This is a genomic window from Chitinophaga sp. OAE865 (assembly GCF_040546735.1).
GTDB lineage: Bacteria > Bacteroidota > Bacteroidia > Chitinophagales > Chitinophagaceae > Chitinophaga > Chitinophaga polysaccharea_A.
The window spans coordinates 1,311,545-1,328,241 of sequence record NZ_JBEPOF010000001.1; the positions used below are offsets into that span (position 1 = coordinate 1,311,545).

The window sequence follows — 16,697 nt, forward strand, 5'->3', positions numbered from 1 at the left end:
GGTGATTTTCCTGCAATATGCCCCCTGACCGGTTAAACCCGTTCTGCATTTGATAGTCTCACTACAAATAAATGCTTATGGCTGAAGTTGCCCGTAAAATTCAGATGCAACATCTCGCCTGGCGCGCTGGCTTCGGAGAAACCCTCCCTGTGATCTCCCACTGGGAAAGCAAAAGGCGGGAAAAAATTGTGAATAAAGTACTTATCGGGCCTGCAAGAGCGTCAGTTACTTCTGTAGATGTGGTAGCAGCAGATGACCTTCCGGATTACAGGAAGCAGAAAACAATGACCCCTGAAGAAAAGAAGGCAGTGCGGAAAATGAATGACGAGGGCATTAAAGACCTGAATGTATCATGGGTAAATGCGATGGTACATAGTGAACATCCTCTCCGGGAAAAGATGAGCCTTTTCTGGCATGGTCATTTTGCCTGCCGTACACAAAATGTATTATTCAACCAGCAGTTGTTGTCGGTAGTTCGTGAAAACGCCCTGGGCAACTTTGGTGATCTGCTCAGCACAGTGTCCAAAAGCCCGGCCATGCTGCAATTTCTCAACAATCAACAGAACCGCAAACAACATCCCAATGAAAACTTTGCCCGTGAAGTAATGGAATTATTTACGATGGGAAGAGGCAATTATTCAGAACAGGATGTGAAGGAAGCTGCGAGAGCCTTTACAGGATGGGGCTTTGATGAAACAGGCACTTTTGTTTTCAGGGAAAAACAGCATGACGATGGCCTGAAAAATTTCCTGGGGAAACAAGGGAATTTTAATGGAGATGATGTCTTGAAAATATTATTGGAACAACGGCATACTGCCAGGTTTATTACCGCAAAAATATACCAGTACTTCGTATCAGAAACACCTAATGAGGAGCGTATTACGGCATTGTCGGAGAAGTTTTACCAGTGGGGCTATAACATCAAATCCCTGATGAAGGAAATATTTATGGCCGATTGGTTTTACGATTCAAATATTGTGGGTAACCGGATCAAATCGCCTGTGGAATTGCTGGCAGGCATCCGCAGAACCATACCCATGACCTTTGAAAAGGAAGAAGTGATGTTACTGTTCCAGCGGGTATTGGGGCAGTTGCTTTTTTATCCGCCCAATGTAGCAGGATGGCCCGGTGGGCGAAGCTGGATCGACAGTTCCAGCCTGATGTTCCGCCTGCGTGTGCCCCAGGTAATATTGTATTCCCAGGCCTTTAATGTAAAGCCTAAGGAACTGACACCTGAAATGGGTGATGGGGCTAATTATAAAATGACCCTTCAGATCAACGATTTCCTGAAACGGCAATTTGCGAAAAAAGTGAATGCCAAGGTAGACTGGGACCCTTATGTGGCCGGTTTTGAGAAGGTGCCGAGAGAGAAATTGGCCGATGAAATTGCCGGTGTTTTGTTACAGCAACCTGGTAATATAAGCCGGTCGTTGCTGGAGAAATATGCCGATAGCAGCAGCCGGGAAAACTATATTAAAACAGTCACCATTGATGTAATGAGTACACCGGAGTATCAATTGTGTTAAACTATTAACCGCTAAAAGTAATGCTATGCTGATTCTCAACAGGCGCCGTTTTTTACAGGTAGGCTCACTGGCTTCTGCGGCGATGATGATGCCAAAGTTCCTGAAGGCGCTGGAAAGAGGCCATCTGGTGCCTTCGGGTAACAAAGTGCTGGTGATCATTCAATTATCTGGCGGTAATGATGGATTGAACACCGTTATTCCTTACCGTAATGATATTTACTATAAAGCCCGTCCTGCGCTGGGAATAAAAAGGGAGGCTGCGCTTTCCCTGAATGATGAACTGGGGATCCACCCGGCATTGAAAGGCTTAAAGGCTTTATATGATAACGGGGCGCTGGGTATCCTGAATAACGTAGGTTACCCTAACCCCGACCGGTCACATTTCCGCTCTATGGATATCTGGCATTCTGCAAGCCAGTCGGATGAATACTGGTCCGACGGCTGGATAGGCCGTTACCTTGATGCCCAATGCAAGGGATGTGATAAACCTACACAGGCCCTGGAAATAGATGATACCCTGAGCCTGGCCTTAAAAGGCGACAACGACAAAGGGCTTGCAATGACCGATCCGGCAAGGCTTTACGGCACCAGCAATGATAAATATTTTGCGGAGCTATTAAAGCAGCATACCAGTGGAAACGATCATCATAATAATGCGGATTACCTGTATAAAACGATGGGTGAAACCATTTCTTCTGCAGCCTATATCCAGCAACAGTTTAAAACATACAAATCTTCTGCTCCTTACCCCAATACAGAGCTGGGTAGGAACCTGCGAACCATTGCCAACCTGGTAATGTCGGATATCAACACGAAAGTATATTATGTATCGCATGGGAGTTTTGATACCCATGTAAACCAGCAGGACCAGCAGGCCCGCCTGTTTGGTCAGCTGAGCGATGCGCTGACCGTGTTTACAGATGATCTGAAGAACAATCATCGTTTTGAAGATGTGGTAGTGATGACCTTTTCTGAATTTGGGAGAAGAGTTAGTCAGAATGCCAGCGGAGGCACGGATCATGGCACGGCCAATAACATGTTCCTGGTAGGTGGAGGATTGAAACAGCCGGGACTTATCAACAGCGGCCCTGACCTGCTTAACCTGAAAGACGGGGACCTGCAATACCAGGTAGATTTCAAAAGCGTATATGCCACACTGTTATCCAGCTGGCTGGGCGCCGATGATAAGGCGATATTGAAGGCGGAGTACCCGCATTTGTCTTTTGTATAACGCGGAATTTGTCTTGGGACACTGATTATGATGATTATGATGATTAGTTTGATTTTATTTTTTTAAGAAGAATAATTAAGGGAGATATAAGCGGATCTATGTCGCTTTTTATCTCCCTTAATATTTATAAAATCCAAAATAATCATCATAATCATCATAATCAGTGTCCCAAGACAATCGCCGAAGGCGATTACTGCCCCTGCTGAGTTACACTCGCCCTGAAGGCACCGTCTTTTGTGATGCGTGGCCCGCCAACGCCGGTGGCATCTTTCAGCGTGCCGGAAAAAGTGCCTTCCACTGCCTGGTTGTCTATGCTTGTAATGGTAATAACGAAATCAGTGCTGCCTGCTGAAGTAAGATTAGTATAGTAGGTGCTGTTCAGGGAAATGAGCATACCATTTCCTTTTTGAGTGGCAGCATACACACCTGGTTTAAATGGCATGGATGCAGTGGCCAATGTAAAAGTAATTACATCGCCATTGTAACTCTGACCGGTGATTTCCATAGTAGGATAATCATTGTCCGGGTTTTCATCCGTTAAATTGGGCAAGGTAATAATGCCCTTTGGATTTTCTGAAAGATAAACCCTGTTATCCAGCTTCAATGATATAAATCTGCGTTGGCGGCTATCGTTTTTGTCCTTGTCGCAGGAAGTGCCCAGTAAAACAATGGCGCTGAGCAATACGGTAACTAATATGCGCATAGGTTATATTATAATCTGTTTTAATTAATTCGCGGCTAAATTAAACATTTAAAAAACAAAAAACGGATGCCGGTAAAGGATTGTTACACCCGGTTACCGGCATCGGTATGATCATTAAAAGTTGGATCTAGGCTTTGCGGGCGGTACGGTACAGGTACCAGCCCATAAACGCAAAAAAGGCGCATCCTATTATATAGTATCCACCCTGCCCGATGATATTTGTTAGCAGTTGTTGATTATTCAGTTTGGCAAGGATCACAGCCGACCAGTCGAAACCCGCCAGGATGGCTATAATCACGCCGGCTACTGCCCCTCCGGCCACAAGGCCCGTGGCAAAGAGATTGCCCTTACCCAGCTCTTCTTCTTCCGGGGATATTTTTTTGTTGGCTTTCTTTTGCCGATGATCAACCACTCCACGGATAGCGCCACCAACAAAGATGGGCAAAGTTGTGGATAATGGAAGATAGGCGCCTACCGCGAAGGAAAGCGAATTAACGCCGCACAGTTCCATGGTAACAGCGAGGAACACGCCTACCAGTACAAACTGCCAGTCGAGGTTAAATGAAAGAATTCCCTTAGCCAGTGTAGCCATGAGCGTACCCTGCGGGGCAGGATAATATGCGCTGCCGATTGCATGTTCGGTAACGCCATGCGCTATCATATCTGCCGTAGGCTTATCCAGGAACTTTACAGTTAAACCAATTACCACGGAAGAAACAATGGCCCCGATGAACAATGCTATCTGCTGGTACATGGGGGTAGCGCCTACGATGTAGCCTGATTTCAGGTCCTGGGAGGTACCGCCGGCATTTGCAGCGGCAATACAGATCATACCTCCTACTACCAGCGCCATGGGCTCATACACTTTACCGGTCCAGCCAACAGCAATAAACACCAGGCAGGTGCCCATGAGCGTAGCGATGGTCATACCGGAAATGGGATTATTGGAAGAGCCGATAAGGCCTACAATGCGGCTGGATACGGTAACGAAAAATGCGCCGAATACTACCACGAGCAAACCTACCAGTAGTTTTTTACCGATGGAATCGCCGGGGAGCTGCGGCAGGAAGGCCATAAGCAGGATGAGCGCAATACTGCCAAACAGTACTACTTTCAGACTGAGGTCCTTTTCTGTTCTTGGTACATTTCCTTTTGCATCTGCATTGGCGGGGCCATCTTTGATGGCGCCCAGGCTTCCTTTGAAAGAGGAAATGATAGTGGGGATCGTTTTTAACAGGGTAATGAAACCGCCTGCCGCTACGGCGCCCGCGCCTATTTGTCTTACGTAGGCATAATACACTGCAGAAGAATAATCGGAGAAGGTATGTGTAAGCGGGTTCCAGTCGCCCTGCCCGCCTGGTGTTTGCAGGTTGGCGAGGTAGCCTATTTTCACCAGTTGTGTAGCGATCATATCAGGCGGCAGCAATGATGCCAGTAAAGGAATGAGCGCCAGCCAGCTAAGCACGCCGCCGGCTACCAGTACTCCGGCAATGCGAGGGCCGATAATATAGCCTACACCCATATACTCCGGTGTGATATCGGCACTGATCTTGGCGGAAGGGAAAAATTTGCTGGCCTGTTTGGTCATGTATTCCGGCGTTTCGGCAATTACATGCAGGATCTTTTGCAGGATGGCATAGGCAAAAGCAAAGCCCAGGCCATAGAAGGCGGTTTTGGCAAAGTCGCCGCCCTTCTCCCCGGCTATTAAAACATCGCCACAGGCGGTACCTTCCGGGTAGGGCAGGGTTTTATGTTCTTTTACGATCAGCGATTTTCTTAACGGGATCATCATAAGGGTGCCGAGGATACCGCCGAAAATGGCCAGGATGAGTATAGTGAAATAGTTGAAGAATTGTGCGCCGCCGCCATCGCTCAGGAACAGGAAGCCCGGCAGTGTGAATACCACTCCGGCGGCTATTGATTCGCCGGCAGACCCGGTAGTTTGGATAATGTTGTTTTCCAGGATGGTGGTATTGAAGAATTTTCTTCCCAGTGTAATAGCGATAACGGCGATGGGGATAGATGCAGAAACGGTAAGACCCGCTTTCAGCGCCAGGTACACAGTGGCGGCGCCGAAGATGATGCCGAATACGCAGCCAAGCAAAATAGATTTCAGCGTAAATTCTTTCATTTGTACGCCGGGTAGAACAAAGGGTTTGAAGTTGTTATCGGGCATAAGATTGTTTATGGATTACAGGTAGAGATGTTATAATGAATGAATTTACTTTTAAAAAAGGAAAGGAGGAAAGTTATCCGCTTTCCTCCTTTCCTTTTTATAATAATATTGACTACCGGACACCGTGCATCCATTTTTTCAGGAAGCTGGTAGAGAGGAACAGTAGTATGGCAGCGCCTCCCGGCAGGATCACAAACACCATGAAAAACTCATAGAGGTTGTGGATGGTGAAACCTGCGAAGGTAGGGTAATGTGTAGCCAGTTTAAGCTCCTGTAATTTATCCAGTTGCTGCGCAGTGGCAGTGATGGTGCCATCGAGAATGCCTTTCAGGTCGATACCGTTCTGCGAAGCGAGCTGATATTTATCCAGTGTGGGTGGCAACAGTGCTCCCAGGGTACCGGCCAGTGCATAACCGGCGGCATTGGCGAGGAACCATACTCCCATAAGCAGGGAGGAGAAACGGTGAGGCGCCAGCTTGGCTACCAGCGAGAGCCCGATGGGCGACAGGCACAATTCGCCAAGCGTATGGAAAAGGTACATCAGGATCAGCCAGCTAACACCAAGTTTTTCGTTGGGGCCGAGGCTCTTCATTTGCAGGGCGATGATAAAGAACCCGAATGCCAGTAATGCCAGCCCGATGGATTGTTTCATGGGAGAGATAGGCTCCAGGTTACGCTGTTGTAATTTGAGCCATAACCAGCTGAAAGGCAATGCAAATACGATGATGAAGATAGAGTTGGCGTTTTGAACGAAGGAAGGAGGCATATCCCAGCCGAAGAGGCGGCGATCTGTCTGATAATCAGCTACAAAGGTAAGGGAGGAACCAGCTTGTTCAAAGCAGGCCCAGAAGAAGATAACGAAGAAGGCCACGAAATAGATAACGGTGATTTGTTGTCTTTCTACTTTGGTAATGGATTTATCGGTAAGGATCAATACAGCAAGACTGATACCGGCTGCATATATAAATGGATACACCCATGATTTGATTGGGTTGGGATCGAGCGACAGGAAGTGGATACCGAAGAAGAGGACTACCATTAAAACGAGGACACCGATAATGGCGCCGGTAGTAAATTTGGCTTTATCGGCTTCGCCGGTGGCAGTAAGAGTTTTGGAGAAATCCGGTTTACCGCCGATGGCTTCACCGTTGGGTTTTATTACGTATTTATCTTTCAGGAAGAAAAACAGGATAGTTCCTGTGAACATGGCTATGCTGGCAGCAAGGAATCCCCATTTGAAAGCGCTGACCATTCTTACACCGTCTACTTTTACGTCGCCAAGGATGGGGCAGATGAGCATACCCAGGAAGGCGCCCATGTTGATGCCCATATAAAAGATGGTGAAGGCAGAATCGAGGCGGCCATCGTTTTTGGGGTAAAGCTGGCCCACCATAGAAGATATGTTGGGTTTAAAAAAGCCGTTGCCCATAATAATTATGAAGAGGGCGAGCCAAACGATCATTTTGGCTGTGTCCACGTTGGTGGCATAGAGAATGGCGCTGAGCACCATGAGCAGCTGCCCTACGCCCATTATAAAACCACCTAATATAATACAGTTCCTGTTACCGAGATACCTGTCGGAGATGTATCCTCCCAGCATGGGGGTAAGATAGCATAAGCCAAGAAAGCCGCCATAGATGATAGAGGAATCTGCTTCTGAGAAAGCCAGCGCATTTACCAGGAAGAGCGTTAGCAACGCCCGCATGCCATAAAAATTGAAGCGTTCCCACATTTCCGTGGCAAATAATACTGAGAGCCCCTTAGGGTGGCCCTTCTGCGAGGCAATAGGGGACTCTTGTGCAACAGTAGTTTGCATCATAAATTGGTTAGTTTTAGCAATAGTTGTTTAGATTTCGTGAACCTTTAAATGTGGCAAGTTAAATAAAATCGTTAATCTCCGTAAAAAAATGGTATAAATGCTCATTTTTTGCGGTTTTTTGATCTTTCTTTGCACTTTCTTTCGCATCTGCATTTATTAGGCAATTCATATGAACATACTATTACTTGGAAGTGGTGGCCGGGAACACGCACTGGCCCTTAAAATGTCACAAAGTACCCTTTGCGGTCAGTTATTTATTGCACCGGGTAATGCCGGTACCGCTCAATGCGGCACGAACGTTAACATGGGTGTAAGTGAATTTGAAAAGATAAAGACCTTTTGCCTGGATAATGCGATAGACATGGTGGTGCCCGGATCTGAAGAAGCCCTGGTAAACGGGATCTATGATTTCTTTCAGAATGATCCCCTGCTGCAGCATATCCCTGTACTGGGCCCTTCAAAGCAAGGCGCACAGCTGGAAGGGAGTAAGGCTTACGCCAAGCTGTTTATGGAAAGGAATAATATTCCCACTGCTGCCTACCGGGAATTTAATGAGCAGAATTATGAAGAGGGCCTGGCCTATCTTCAACAGCACTCCTTACCAATTGTGTTAAAGGCCGATGGCCTGGCGGCAGGTAAAGGCGTGGTAATAGCGGCTTCCTATGAAGAAGCGGCAGAAGAATTTGAGCAGATGATCCGTTCCGCGAAGTTCGGAGATGCCAGTAAAACCGTGGTAGTAGAGCAATTTCTTACCGGCATTGAGCTGTCTGTATTCGCAATTACGGATGGCCACACTTATAAGATATTACCTGAAGCAAAGGATTATAAAAGAATCGGTGAAGGCGACCTTGGGCTGAATACAGGTGGTATGGGAGCGGTATCTCCCGTGCCGTTTGCAGATGCCGCATTTATGAAAAAGGTGGAAGATGAAGTGATCCGGCCCACTATAGCGGGCCTTTCCAGGGAAGGCATTGTGTATCATGGCTTTGTCTTTTTTGGCCTGATTAATGTAGAAGGTTCGCCTTTTGTAATTGAATATAACTGCCGTATGGGCGATCCGGAAACGGAAGTGGTGATGCCACGTTTGAAGAATGATGCACTGGAACTGTTCAGTGCGGTGATGACCGGCAAACTGAGCGGGCAAACCATATACGCAGACGAGCGTGCAGCAGCTACGGTAATGCTGGTATCGAAAGGGTATCCTGAAGCATATGAAAAGAATAAGGTGATCAATGGTATCCCCGCGCCTACCCGCGATCAGGTGGTGTTTCATGCCGGTACCCGTCAGGAAGGCGATGAGGTGCTGACCAATGGCGGCCGTGTATTGGCTATTACTTCACTGGCATCAGACCTGACCATGGCACTGGCACATTCTATACAAACAGCGGAGCAGATCACATTTGACGGCAAGGTATACCGCCGGGATATCGGTTATGAATTCATTTAACCGTTGACCGGGATTCATTTACAGTGGGGAGGACTGGTACAGGACAATTGAAAAGCGGGACTTGTAAAGGCACAATTTTAGGCAGCAGGAACAATTAAAACGGGGTTATCCCGTTCATCTGGTCGGAGCATAAAGAGAGCTGTTACTATGCCGTTTATACAACAAATAACTTTTTTTAATATTTAGCTGTATTATTGCAAGAATATCCATTTTTTGCATCGTATATTCGTTGGAATTATTCATTTTTGCATTCTAATTTTTGACCGTATCAACAATGGGATTTTTTAATTTTTTAACGCAGGAAATCGCGATTGATCTTGGTACAGCGAACACGCTGATAATTCATAATGACCAGGTGGTAGTGGACGAGCCTTCCATTGTAGCGATAGAACGGGCTAGTGGCAAAATTGTGGCAGTAGGAAAAAAGGCCATGATGATGCACGAAAAAACACACGAATATCTTCGTACTATACGTCCCCTGAAAGATGGCGTGATAGCGGACTTTAATGCCGCTGAAGGAATGATCAGGGAACTCATAAAAATGATCTACCCCAAGAAACCTTTATTTGCACCCAGCTGGCGCATGGTGATCTGCATTCCTTCCAGTATTACGGAAGTGGAAAAGAGAGCAGTGCGTGACTCCGCTGAGCAGGCAGGGGCGAAAGAGGTATACCTGATCCATGAGCCTATGGCAGCCGCACTCGGTATTGGTATCGATGTGGAAGAGCCGGTAGGTAACATGATCATTGACATAGGCGGTGGTACTACCGGTATCTCCGTAATTGCACTGGCAGGTATTGTGTGCGACCAGAGTATCCGTATTGCCGGTGATGAATTTACTGCTGATATCATGGAAGCCCTGCGCCGTTATCATAGCCTCCTGATCGGTGAAAGAACAGCAGAACAGATCAAGATCCATATCGGATCTGCCCTGAAAGAACTGGACAACCCACCGGATGATATTCCTGTTAACGGAAGGGATCTGGTAACCGGTATTCCCAAACAGATCATGGTATCTTACCAGGAAATTGCGGAAGCCCTTGATAAATCTATCTTTAAGATCGAAGAAGCCATCCTGAAAGCGCTGGAAACAACGCCTCCTGAGCTGGCATCAGATATTTACCGCAGAGGTTTATACCTGACCGGCGGCGGAGCCCTGCTGCGTGGCCTGGATAAACGTCTTACCCAAAAAATTAAACTGCCGGTACATGTAGCGGACGATCCTTTACGTGCGGTGGTTAGAGGTACTGGTATTGCCTTGAAGCATGTAGGCAAGTATCCGTTCCTGATGCAATAAAACCATTTGTGATCCGGATATGTTGTTATTCATCCTGTGGGAAGGAAGAACAATGTATCCGGATAACCAAATCCTAAAATAGTGCGCGCTTGTGCGAAATCTAATCATTTTCTTTAGGCGATATTTTAACTTCTTCTTATTTCTGCTGCTGGAAGTGATTTGTATGGTACTGGTGTTCCAGCATAACAACTTTCAGCGCGCCGCCTATCTCAGTTCCGCTAATGACATCAGCGGGAAATTATATGATAAGTATAATAATGTCCAATATTACTTTCATCTGAAGTCGACCAACGACAGCCTGGTGAATGAGAACATGCGCCTGCACAATATGCTCCGTACCAGTTACGACAGCATGATTACCACCAACGGGATCAAAACAGATACCGTTCGCCAATACAGCGATGATACTGCACACCGTGTTATTGGCACACAGATCCGGCGGTATGAGTACTTCTCCGCTAAAGTGATCAACAACTCCATCAATAAGCCTGTTAACTATATTACTATTCACCGCGGCAGCCTGCAGGGGATCCGCCCCAACATGGGCGTTATCAGCAGCAGCGGCGTGGTGGGCGTAGTGAGAAGCGTGAGCGATAACTACGCAGTAGTGCTGTCTATGCTCTCCAAATCCAATTCCGTATCCATCAGCGCCCGCCTGGGACAGGGAAAGGAAATGGGCTCCGTACACTGGGATGGCGAAGATGCCGGTTATGCCCTGCTGAAAGATGTGCCGAAAAGCGCCAAGATACATAAGGGAGATACTGTAGTGACCAGCGGTTTCTCGGCCCTGTTCCCTGAAAACATCCCGATCGGCTATGTAGAAAGCATTGCCGTAGGAGATAAGGCCAGCACTTCGTTTACTATCCGGTTAAAATTGGCTACCAATTTCTTTAACCTGCAATATGTGTACGTGATAGAAAACCTGCTGAAAGAAGAACAACAACGATTGGAAGATTCAACGTATAAGTTGATTAAATGAGTATACTGTTAAGAAATATAATCCGCTTTGTGCTCCTGCTGCTGATTCAGGTGTTCGTGCTCAATGAAATATTGCTGCACCAGCTGGTGAGCCCCTATCTTTATATGCTGTTTGTACTGGCGCTGCCATTTAACCTGCCACGCCCGGTGCTGATGCTCCTGGGTTTGCTGATGGGACTTTCGCTGGATATGTTTATGAATACACCGGGCATGCATGCAGCCGCCTGCGTGTTCATTGCTTATCTGCGCCCGTTTATTATAAATATCCTATCGCCCCAGGGAGGTTTTGAAACTACCCAGAAAACGCCTTCGATGACCAGTATGGGCGTGTCCCAGTTTCTCATCTATGCTGCTATCCTGGTATTCCTGCACCATACACTTTTCTTCATACTGGAAGTATTTGGTATGGGCAACCCGTTATACCTGGTGATGAAGATCGTCTTTTCAACACTGGCCAGTCTTTTCCTGATTGTGCTATATGAACTGCTGTTCTTCTCAAAAAAATAGTAGCTGCTTTTTACGTAGGTTTGTAACTTAAAATAATTCCGTCCTTAATAGCATGTCAGTATTCAATCAGCCCAGGAAAAGAGTAATACAGCTGATCATACTTGGGATGGTGGTACTGATCATCACCAGGTTATTCTTTCTCCAGGTAGTGGAAAAGAAATACGCCAAGCTGGCGGATGCCAATGCCGTGCTTCGTAAGGTCATTTACCCAAGCCGTGGTATCATCTACGACCGGCAGAACCGCAGCATCCTTGGCAACGATGTATTGTATGACCTGGTGGTTACGCCTGCCAGTGTAAAAAGCATTGATACCGGTTATCTCTGTAATATTTTAAAAATAGATAAAGAAGAATTCAGAAAACGGATCGTTACCGCCATTATTAAAAACGGGCGTGTAAGACAATCGGTTTTTGCTCCTCTCCTGGCCCCGGAAATATTCGGGCAACTACAGGAAAGCATGTACCTTTTCCAGCCCGGCTTTGAACTGGTACCCCGGCAAATACGCTCCTACCCTTATTCAGCAGCAGCTAATATCCTGGGATATATCGCGGAAATTTCCCCCGCCATGTTAAAGGACACTGCTAATTACGGGTTGTATAACTCCGGTGACTACCTCGGATTCACGGGACTTGAAAAAACCTATGAAACGGTGCTCATGGGACAGCGTGGGATACAATACCTGATCAAAGATAATCTCAACAGGCCACAGGGATCCTATGAGAACGGGGAATTTGACAGTGCGGCGGTAGCCGGCAGGAACCTGCGCCTCTCCCTGGATATTGAACTGCAGGTGCTTGGTGAAAAATTAATGAAAGGCAAATCGGGCAGTATTGTAGCCATCGATCCGCAAACAGGCGGTATCCTGGCTATGGTAAGCGGCCCCAGCTTCGACCCCAACCTGCTTACCGGTCCTTACCGGAGCGCCAACTTCAGCAAACTGTATACAGATACTACCAAGCCGCTGTTTAACCGTGCTATCCAGGCTACTTATCCGCCCGGATCTACGTTTAAACCGATGATTGCACTGGTGGGGCTGGATGAAGGGGTGATCACCCCCAGTTTTGGTTACCCCTGCGGTGGCGCCTATTACGGTTGTTCGCGGCCTATCAAGTGCGAGCACCATGATGCAGGGCACGCAGCCAACCTGCGGCTGGCTTTATCGCATTCCTGTAACTCCTATTTTTCGCACGTATACCGCCTGAGTGTGGATGCCGGTAAATTCGGAGGTATCAAGGTAGGCGGTATGCAGAAATGGGCCGATTATATGAACAGCTTCGGCTTTGGTCATAAAGTGGGAATAGACATTCCCAGTGAAGGCCGGGGACTGGTGCCGGATAAGAAATATTATGATGCCAGGTACAAAGGCAGCTGGAACTCCTGTACTTCTGTGTTCTTAGGGATCGGACAGGGGGAACTGCTGTTAACACCGCTGCAAATGGCAAATGCCATGTGTATTGTGGCTAACCGTGGCTCTTACTATATCCCGCATTTTGTGGCAAGCATCGACAACGACAATACCCATCTCCTGGACAAATACAAACAAAAGCACGAGGTGGCTCATATCTCTGATACTGCCTACAGTGCGGTTATTCATGGTATGACGGATGTGGTGGAAAGCGGTACCGGCCGTATTGCACAAATTGAAGGGATTACTATCGGTGGTAAAACAGGTACCGCAGAAAATTATGGGATAGTGAATGGAGTAAGAACAAAATTGAAGAACCACGCGGTATTTGTGGCCTTTGCCCCTGCGGAGAAAGCTCGTATAGCCATAGCCGTGATCGTGGAGAACTCCGGTTTCGGTGCAAAGTATGCAGCGCCTATTGCCAGTTTGATGATGGAGAAATACCTGAAAGACAGTATCTCCACCAAACGTCAGCCACTGTTGAAATCAGTGATGGAAACAGTAACAATAGATCAGGCCATGCTGGCAAAATCGCACCTTGACTCATTGAATCAGAACGCAGTTATTAAAAAGAATAAGCCTTAACCAATCATCGAATAAACCGATTAATCAATAATGAACCGCTCGCAAGCCAAACTGACACAAGGGATTGACTGGCCAATAGTTGGCCTGTACCTGGCATTGGTGATCATAGGCATCATGTCCATTTTTGCTGCGGAATACCGGGGGGATGATAGCGTGTGGCAGGATATCCTGCATCCGAATAAAAACTATTCAAGGCAGCTCATCTGGTTTGGTGTGTCGATTGTGCTGGCGGCTATTATATGGCTAACGGACAGTAAGTTCTTTACCGCTACAGCCAACCTCATGTATGCGGGCGGGCTATTGTTGCTGCTGCTCGTGCTGGGGATAGGTAAAGACGTAAAAGGATCGCATTCCTGGCTGGTGATCGGCGGATTCCAGTTCCAGCCTGCGGAACTGACCAAACTCTGCACCAACCTGGCGCTTGCCAAGTACCTGTCGTCGCAGGAAACGGATTTCACGAAACTACGATCGAGGCTGATAGCTGCTGCACTGGCCTTGATACCGGCGGGTATTATCATTTTGCAGGACGAAACAGGATTGGCGCTGGTATATTTTTCCTTCTTCCTGGTAATGTTTCGGGAAGGATTGCCCGGCGTGCTGCTGGTAATTGCCTTTTCGGGAATTGTGCTGGTATTGTCGGCCCTGCTGGTAGACCGAACGGTGCTCTTTATTATTTTCACGGTCATCACCGCGCTTGTCATATATTTTATGCGGCGCGAAATAAAACGAAAGCGATCGAAGCTGGCGCTGATACTGGGTATTTATGCCTTCTGCGGGCTTTTTGTAATGTTCGTGGTTCCTTTTGTATTTACCAAAGTGCTGAAGGATTACCAGGTACGCCGTATTGAGGTGATGCTGGGCAAGGAGAATGATCCTAAAGCCACCTATAATACCAGGCAGAGTATGATTGCCATCGGCTCCGGTGGTTTCTGGGGAAAAGGATACCTGAAGGGCACCCAAACCCGTTACGATTTCGTACCTGAGCAAAGCACCGACTTCATTTTTTGCACAATAGGGGAAGATTTCGGCTTTTTCGGCAGCGTTATTTTCCTGGGGATATATGTAGCCCTGCTTTTCCGGATCATTTTTGTGGCGGAGCGACAGCGATCGACCTTTACGCGCGTTTATGCATACGGAGTAGCCAGTATTATCTTTTTCCACCTGGCCATTAATATTGCCATGACCATAGGATTGGCGCCGGTAATCGGTATCCCGTTGCCATTGGTGAGTTATGGAGGGTCTTCCCTGATGACGTTTACTATGCTGATATTTATATTGCTCCGGTTGGATGCCGACCGCCAGATGGTGTTAAGATAGTATCTTTGCAAAATGGCACGTATCATTCCATTATCAGAAGGGTCATTTACCGTTGACGGGACCAAGAAGTTTTTTCCTTTTAAGCTGGGCACAGATAGCATGCAGGACCGCCCGCATGGTTCGTTGCTGGTGGAAATACAGCCGTTCCTGGTAATTACCGACCATGATTATATTTTATTCGACACCGGGTTGGGGTTCCGTAACCCTGATGGTGTATTGCAGATCCATCAACACCTGGTAGACAATGGCATTAATCCAATGGAGATTACCAAAGTATTGATGAGCCATTTGCATAAAGACCATTCCGGCGGCGTTTCTTCCGAGGATCCGATCACGGGGGAACGTACACTCAATTTTCCCGGCGCTACCTATTATGTGAACAACGAGGAAATGCTCTACGCTGTGGAACATTCCGGCAAATCCTATCTCTCCGAAGATATTATGCTGTTACAACAGCGCGATAACGTTGTATTCACTACCGGTAATGGTACTATAGACGGGTATATTCATTATGAAGTAACTGGTGGCCACTGCCCTTATCACCAGGTATTCCTGGTGGATGACGGGGAGGGTAAAATATTTTTCGGGGGAGATGTGGCGCCGCAGATATCCCAGATGAAAAGCCGGTTTGCAGCCAAATATGATTATGACGGCAAACGTAGTATGGAGCTTCGCCAGGAATTCCTGGAGCGTGGTAAACAGGAAGGCTGGACTTTCCTCTTTTATCATGATACCAAAGAGCCTTTTGTGAAGTTTGTCTGACTCAGGATTACGCTGATTACTTTGATTTGATCACTTTGGATTTTAAAGGATTCGGGGAGATAATAAGATGTATACGCCGTTTGACAGCTTGTCGCTTGCAGGACAGCATACCATCAAAACGTGGGAACAACAGGGCCGGAGCTGGGCATCGTACAGTGTTTACCGTCAACAGGCGTCCCATGAGCTTTATATTCCGCAAACGGTGCTCAACCTGGTGATAGAGGGCGAGAAAAGAATGTACGATGGCAGGCAGGTACATTACCTGCAGGCCGGCGATGTGATGGTAATTCCGGCCGGCAGCCTGCTCTGCTCTGAGATATTGCCTCCCCGGCAACAATACGGCAGCATTAACCTGGTGATCCCCGATGAGATGATCCTGGCATCGCTTAAAAAGAAGGACAATAAAAACAATACTCCCGGACGGGCATTAACTACGCTCCCGGCTGGTGGCCACTGGCGCCACTTCACCTGGTCACTTTTGCGCCGGTTTAAAAATGGAAGCCTTTCCTCCCCTGGTTATCATGAGATTATTTCAGAGGCACTTCATCTTATTTCCGGTAATGAAGCAATCAGCGCAATGCTTGCCAAATCCGCTATGTACCCCCTTCCCGACGTGATGGAGAAGCTAAGCACCGGTATCGCAGAAGTACGTTTACTGGAAGAGATGGCGGCAATGGGGCATATGAGCACCGCTACACTGAAACGCCGTTTCCGGGATATTTATCACAGTTCTCCCATGCATTGGGTGCTGGAAAAGCGGCTGCAGATGGCTGGTTTCCTGCTGCGCACTACTGAGCAGCCGATCCCGGAAATAGCCTATAGCACCGGGTTTGAAGATGTGACCCATTTTTACCGGCAGTTCCGCCGCTGTTTTAAAGTAACCCCGTTGCAATGGCGTAAAATGGAAACTGATCTTTTCAGCAAATAGTAGTATCCGCCGGCGA

General features: G+C 47.3%; 13 protein-coding genes. 10 read left to right on the forward strand and 3 right to left on the reverse strand.

Annotated elements, in window-relative coordinates:
* Window positions 1-77: 77 nt before the first annotated feature.
* The gene (locus ABIE50_RS05565; protein ID WP_354027883.1) at window positions 78-1,526 is read left to right on the forward strand and encodes a DUF1800 domain-containing protein; all 1,449 of its coding nucleotides are present in this window, start codon (window positions 78-80) and stop codon (window positions 1,524-1,526) included.
* Window positions 1,527-1,551: 25 nt separating this feature from the next.
* A complete protein-coding gene (locus ABIE50_RS05570; RefSeq protein WP_209867167.1) occupies window positions 1,552-2,757 on the forward strand; it encodes a DUF1501 domain-containing protein in 1,206 nt (401 codons plus the stop codon).
* A gap of 190 nt (window positions 2,758-2,947) precedes the next feature.
* Here ABIE50_RS05570 and ABIE50_RS05575 read toward each other — a convergent pair whose 3' ends face one another.
* The 3 genes from ABIE50_RS05575 to ABIE50_RS05585 form a co-directional block, all read right to left on the reverse strand.
* Window positions 2,948-3,460 carry a hypothetical protein gene (locus ABIE50_RS05575; protein ID WP_209867166.1) on the reverse strand — a complete coding sequence of 171 codons (513 nt, stop codon included), beginning with the start codon at window positions 3,458-3,460 and terminating at the stop codon, window positions 2,948-2,950.
* Between the two features lie 127 nt (window positions 3,461-3,587).
* A complete protein-coding gene (locus ABIE50_RS05580) occupies window positions 3,588-5,636 on the reverse strand; it encodes an OPT family oligopeptide transporter (protein WP_209867164.1) in 2,049 nt (682 codons plus the stop codon).
* A gap of 112 nt (window positions 5,637-5,748) precedes the next feature.
* A complete protein-coding gene (locus ABIE50_RS05585; protein WP_209867162.1) occupies window positions 5,749-7,455 on the reverse strand; it encodes a peptide MFS transporter in 1,707 nt (568 codons plus the stop codon).
* Between the two features lie 169 nt (window positions 7,456-7,624).
* Here ABIE50_RS05585 and purD point away from each other — a divergent pair, with 169 nt between their 5' ends.
* From purD to ABIE50_RS05625, 8 genes are all read left to right on the forward strand, one after another.
* Window positions 7,625-8,902: a phosphoribosylamine--glycine ligase gene (gene purD, locus ABIE50_RS05590; RefSeq protein ID WP_209867160.1), complete on the forward strand. Its 1,278-nt coding sequence runs from the start codon at window positions 7,625-7,627 to the stop codon at window positions 8,900-8,902.
* A 274-nt stretch (window positions 8,903-9,176) separates the two neighbouring features.
* Complete coding sequence (locus tag ABIE50_RS05595; RefSeq protein WP_106527013.1) at window positions 9,177-10,199, forward strand: rod shape-determining protein; 1,023 nt, start codon at window positions 9,177-9,179, stop codon at window positions 10,197-10,199.
* 91 nt (window positions 10,200-10,290) lie between these two features.
* Window positions 10,291-11,178, forward strand: coding sequence for a rod shape-determining protein MreC (mreC, locus tag ABIE50_RS05600; RefSeq protein WP_209867159.1), 888 nt, complete (start codon window positions 10,291-10,293; stop codon window positions 11,176-11,178).
* The gene (locus ABIE50_RS05605) at window positions 11,175-11,684 is read left to right on the forward strand and encodes a rod shape-determining protein MreD (protein WP_142684073.1); all 510 of its coding nucleotides are present in this window, start codon (window positions 11,175-11,177) and stop codon (window positions 11,682-11,684) included. The genes mreC and ABIE50_RS05605 overlap by 4 nt, the downstream gene beginning before the upstream one ends.
* A 52-nt stretch (window positions 11,685-11,736) precedes the next feature.
* On the forward strand, window positions 11,737-13,674 hold the full coding sequence (gene mrdA / locus ABIE50_RS05610; protein ID WP_209867157.1) for a penicillin-binding protein 2: 1,938 nt from the start codon (window positions 11,737-11,739) through the stop codon (window positions 13,672-13,674).
* Window positions 13,675-13,704: 30 nt separating this feature from the next.
* On the forward strand, window positions 13,705-14,991 hold the full coding sequence (gene rodA / locus ABIE50_RS05615) for a rod shape-determining protein RodA (protein ID WP_142684071.1): 1,287 nt from the start codon (window positions 13,705-13,707) through the stop codon (window positions 14,989-14,991).
* 12 nt (window positions 14,992-15,003) lie between these two features.
* Complete coding sequence (locus ABIE50_RS05620; RefSeq protein WP_354027884.1) at window positions 15,004-15,753, forward strand: MBL fold metallo-hydrolase; 750 nt, start codon at window positions 15,004-15,006, stop codon at window positions 15,751-15,753.
* Between the two features lie 67 nt (window positions 15,754-15,820).
* Window positions 15,821-16,681, forward strand: a complete 861-nt coding sequence (locus tag ABIE50_RS05625) for an AraC family transcriptional regulator (RefSeq protein WP_209867155.1) — start codon at window positions 15,821-15,823, stop codon at window positions 16,679-16,681.
* Window positions 16,682-16,697: the final 16 nt, after the last annotated feature.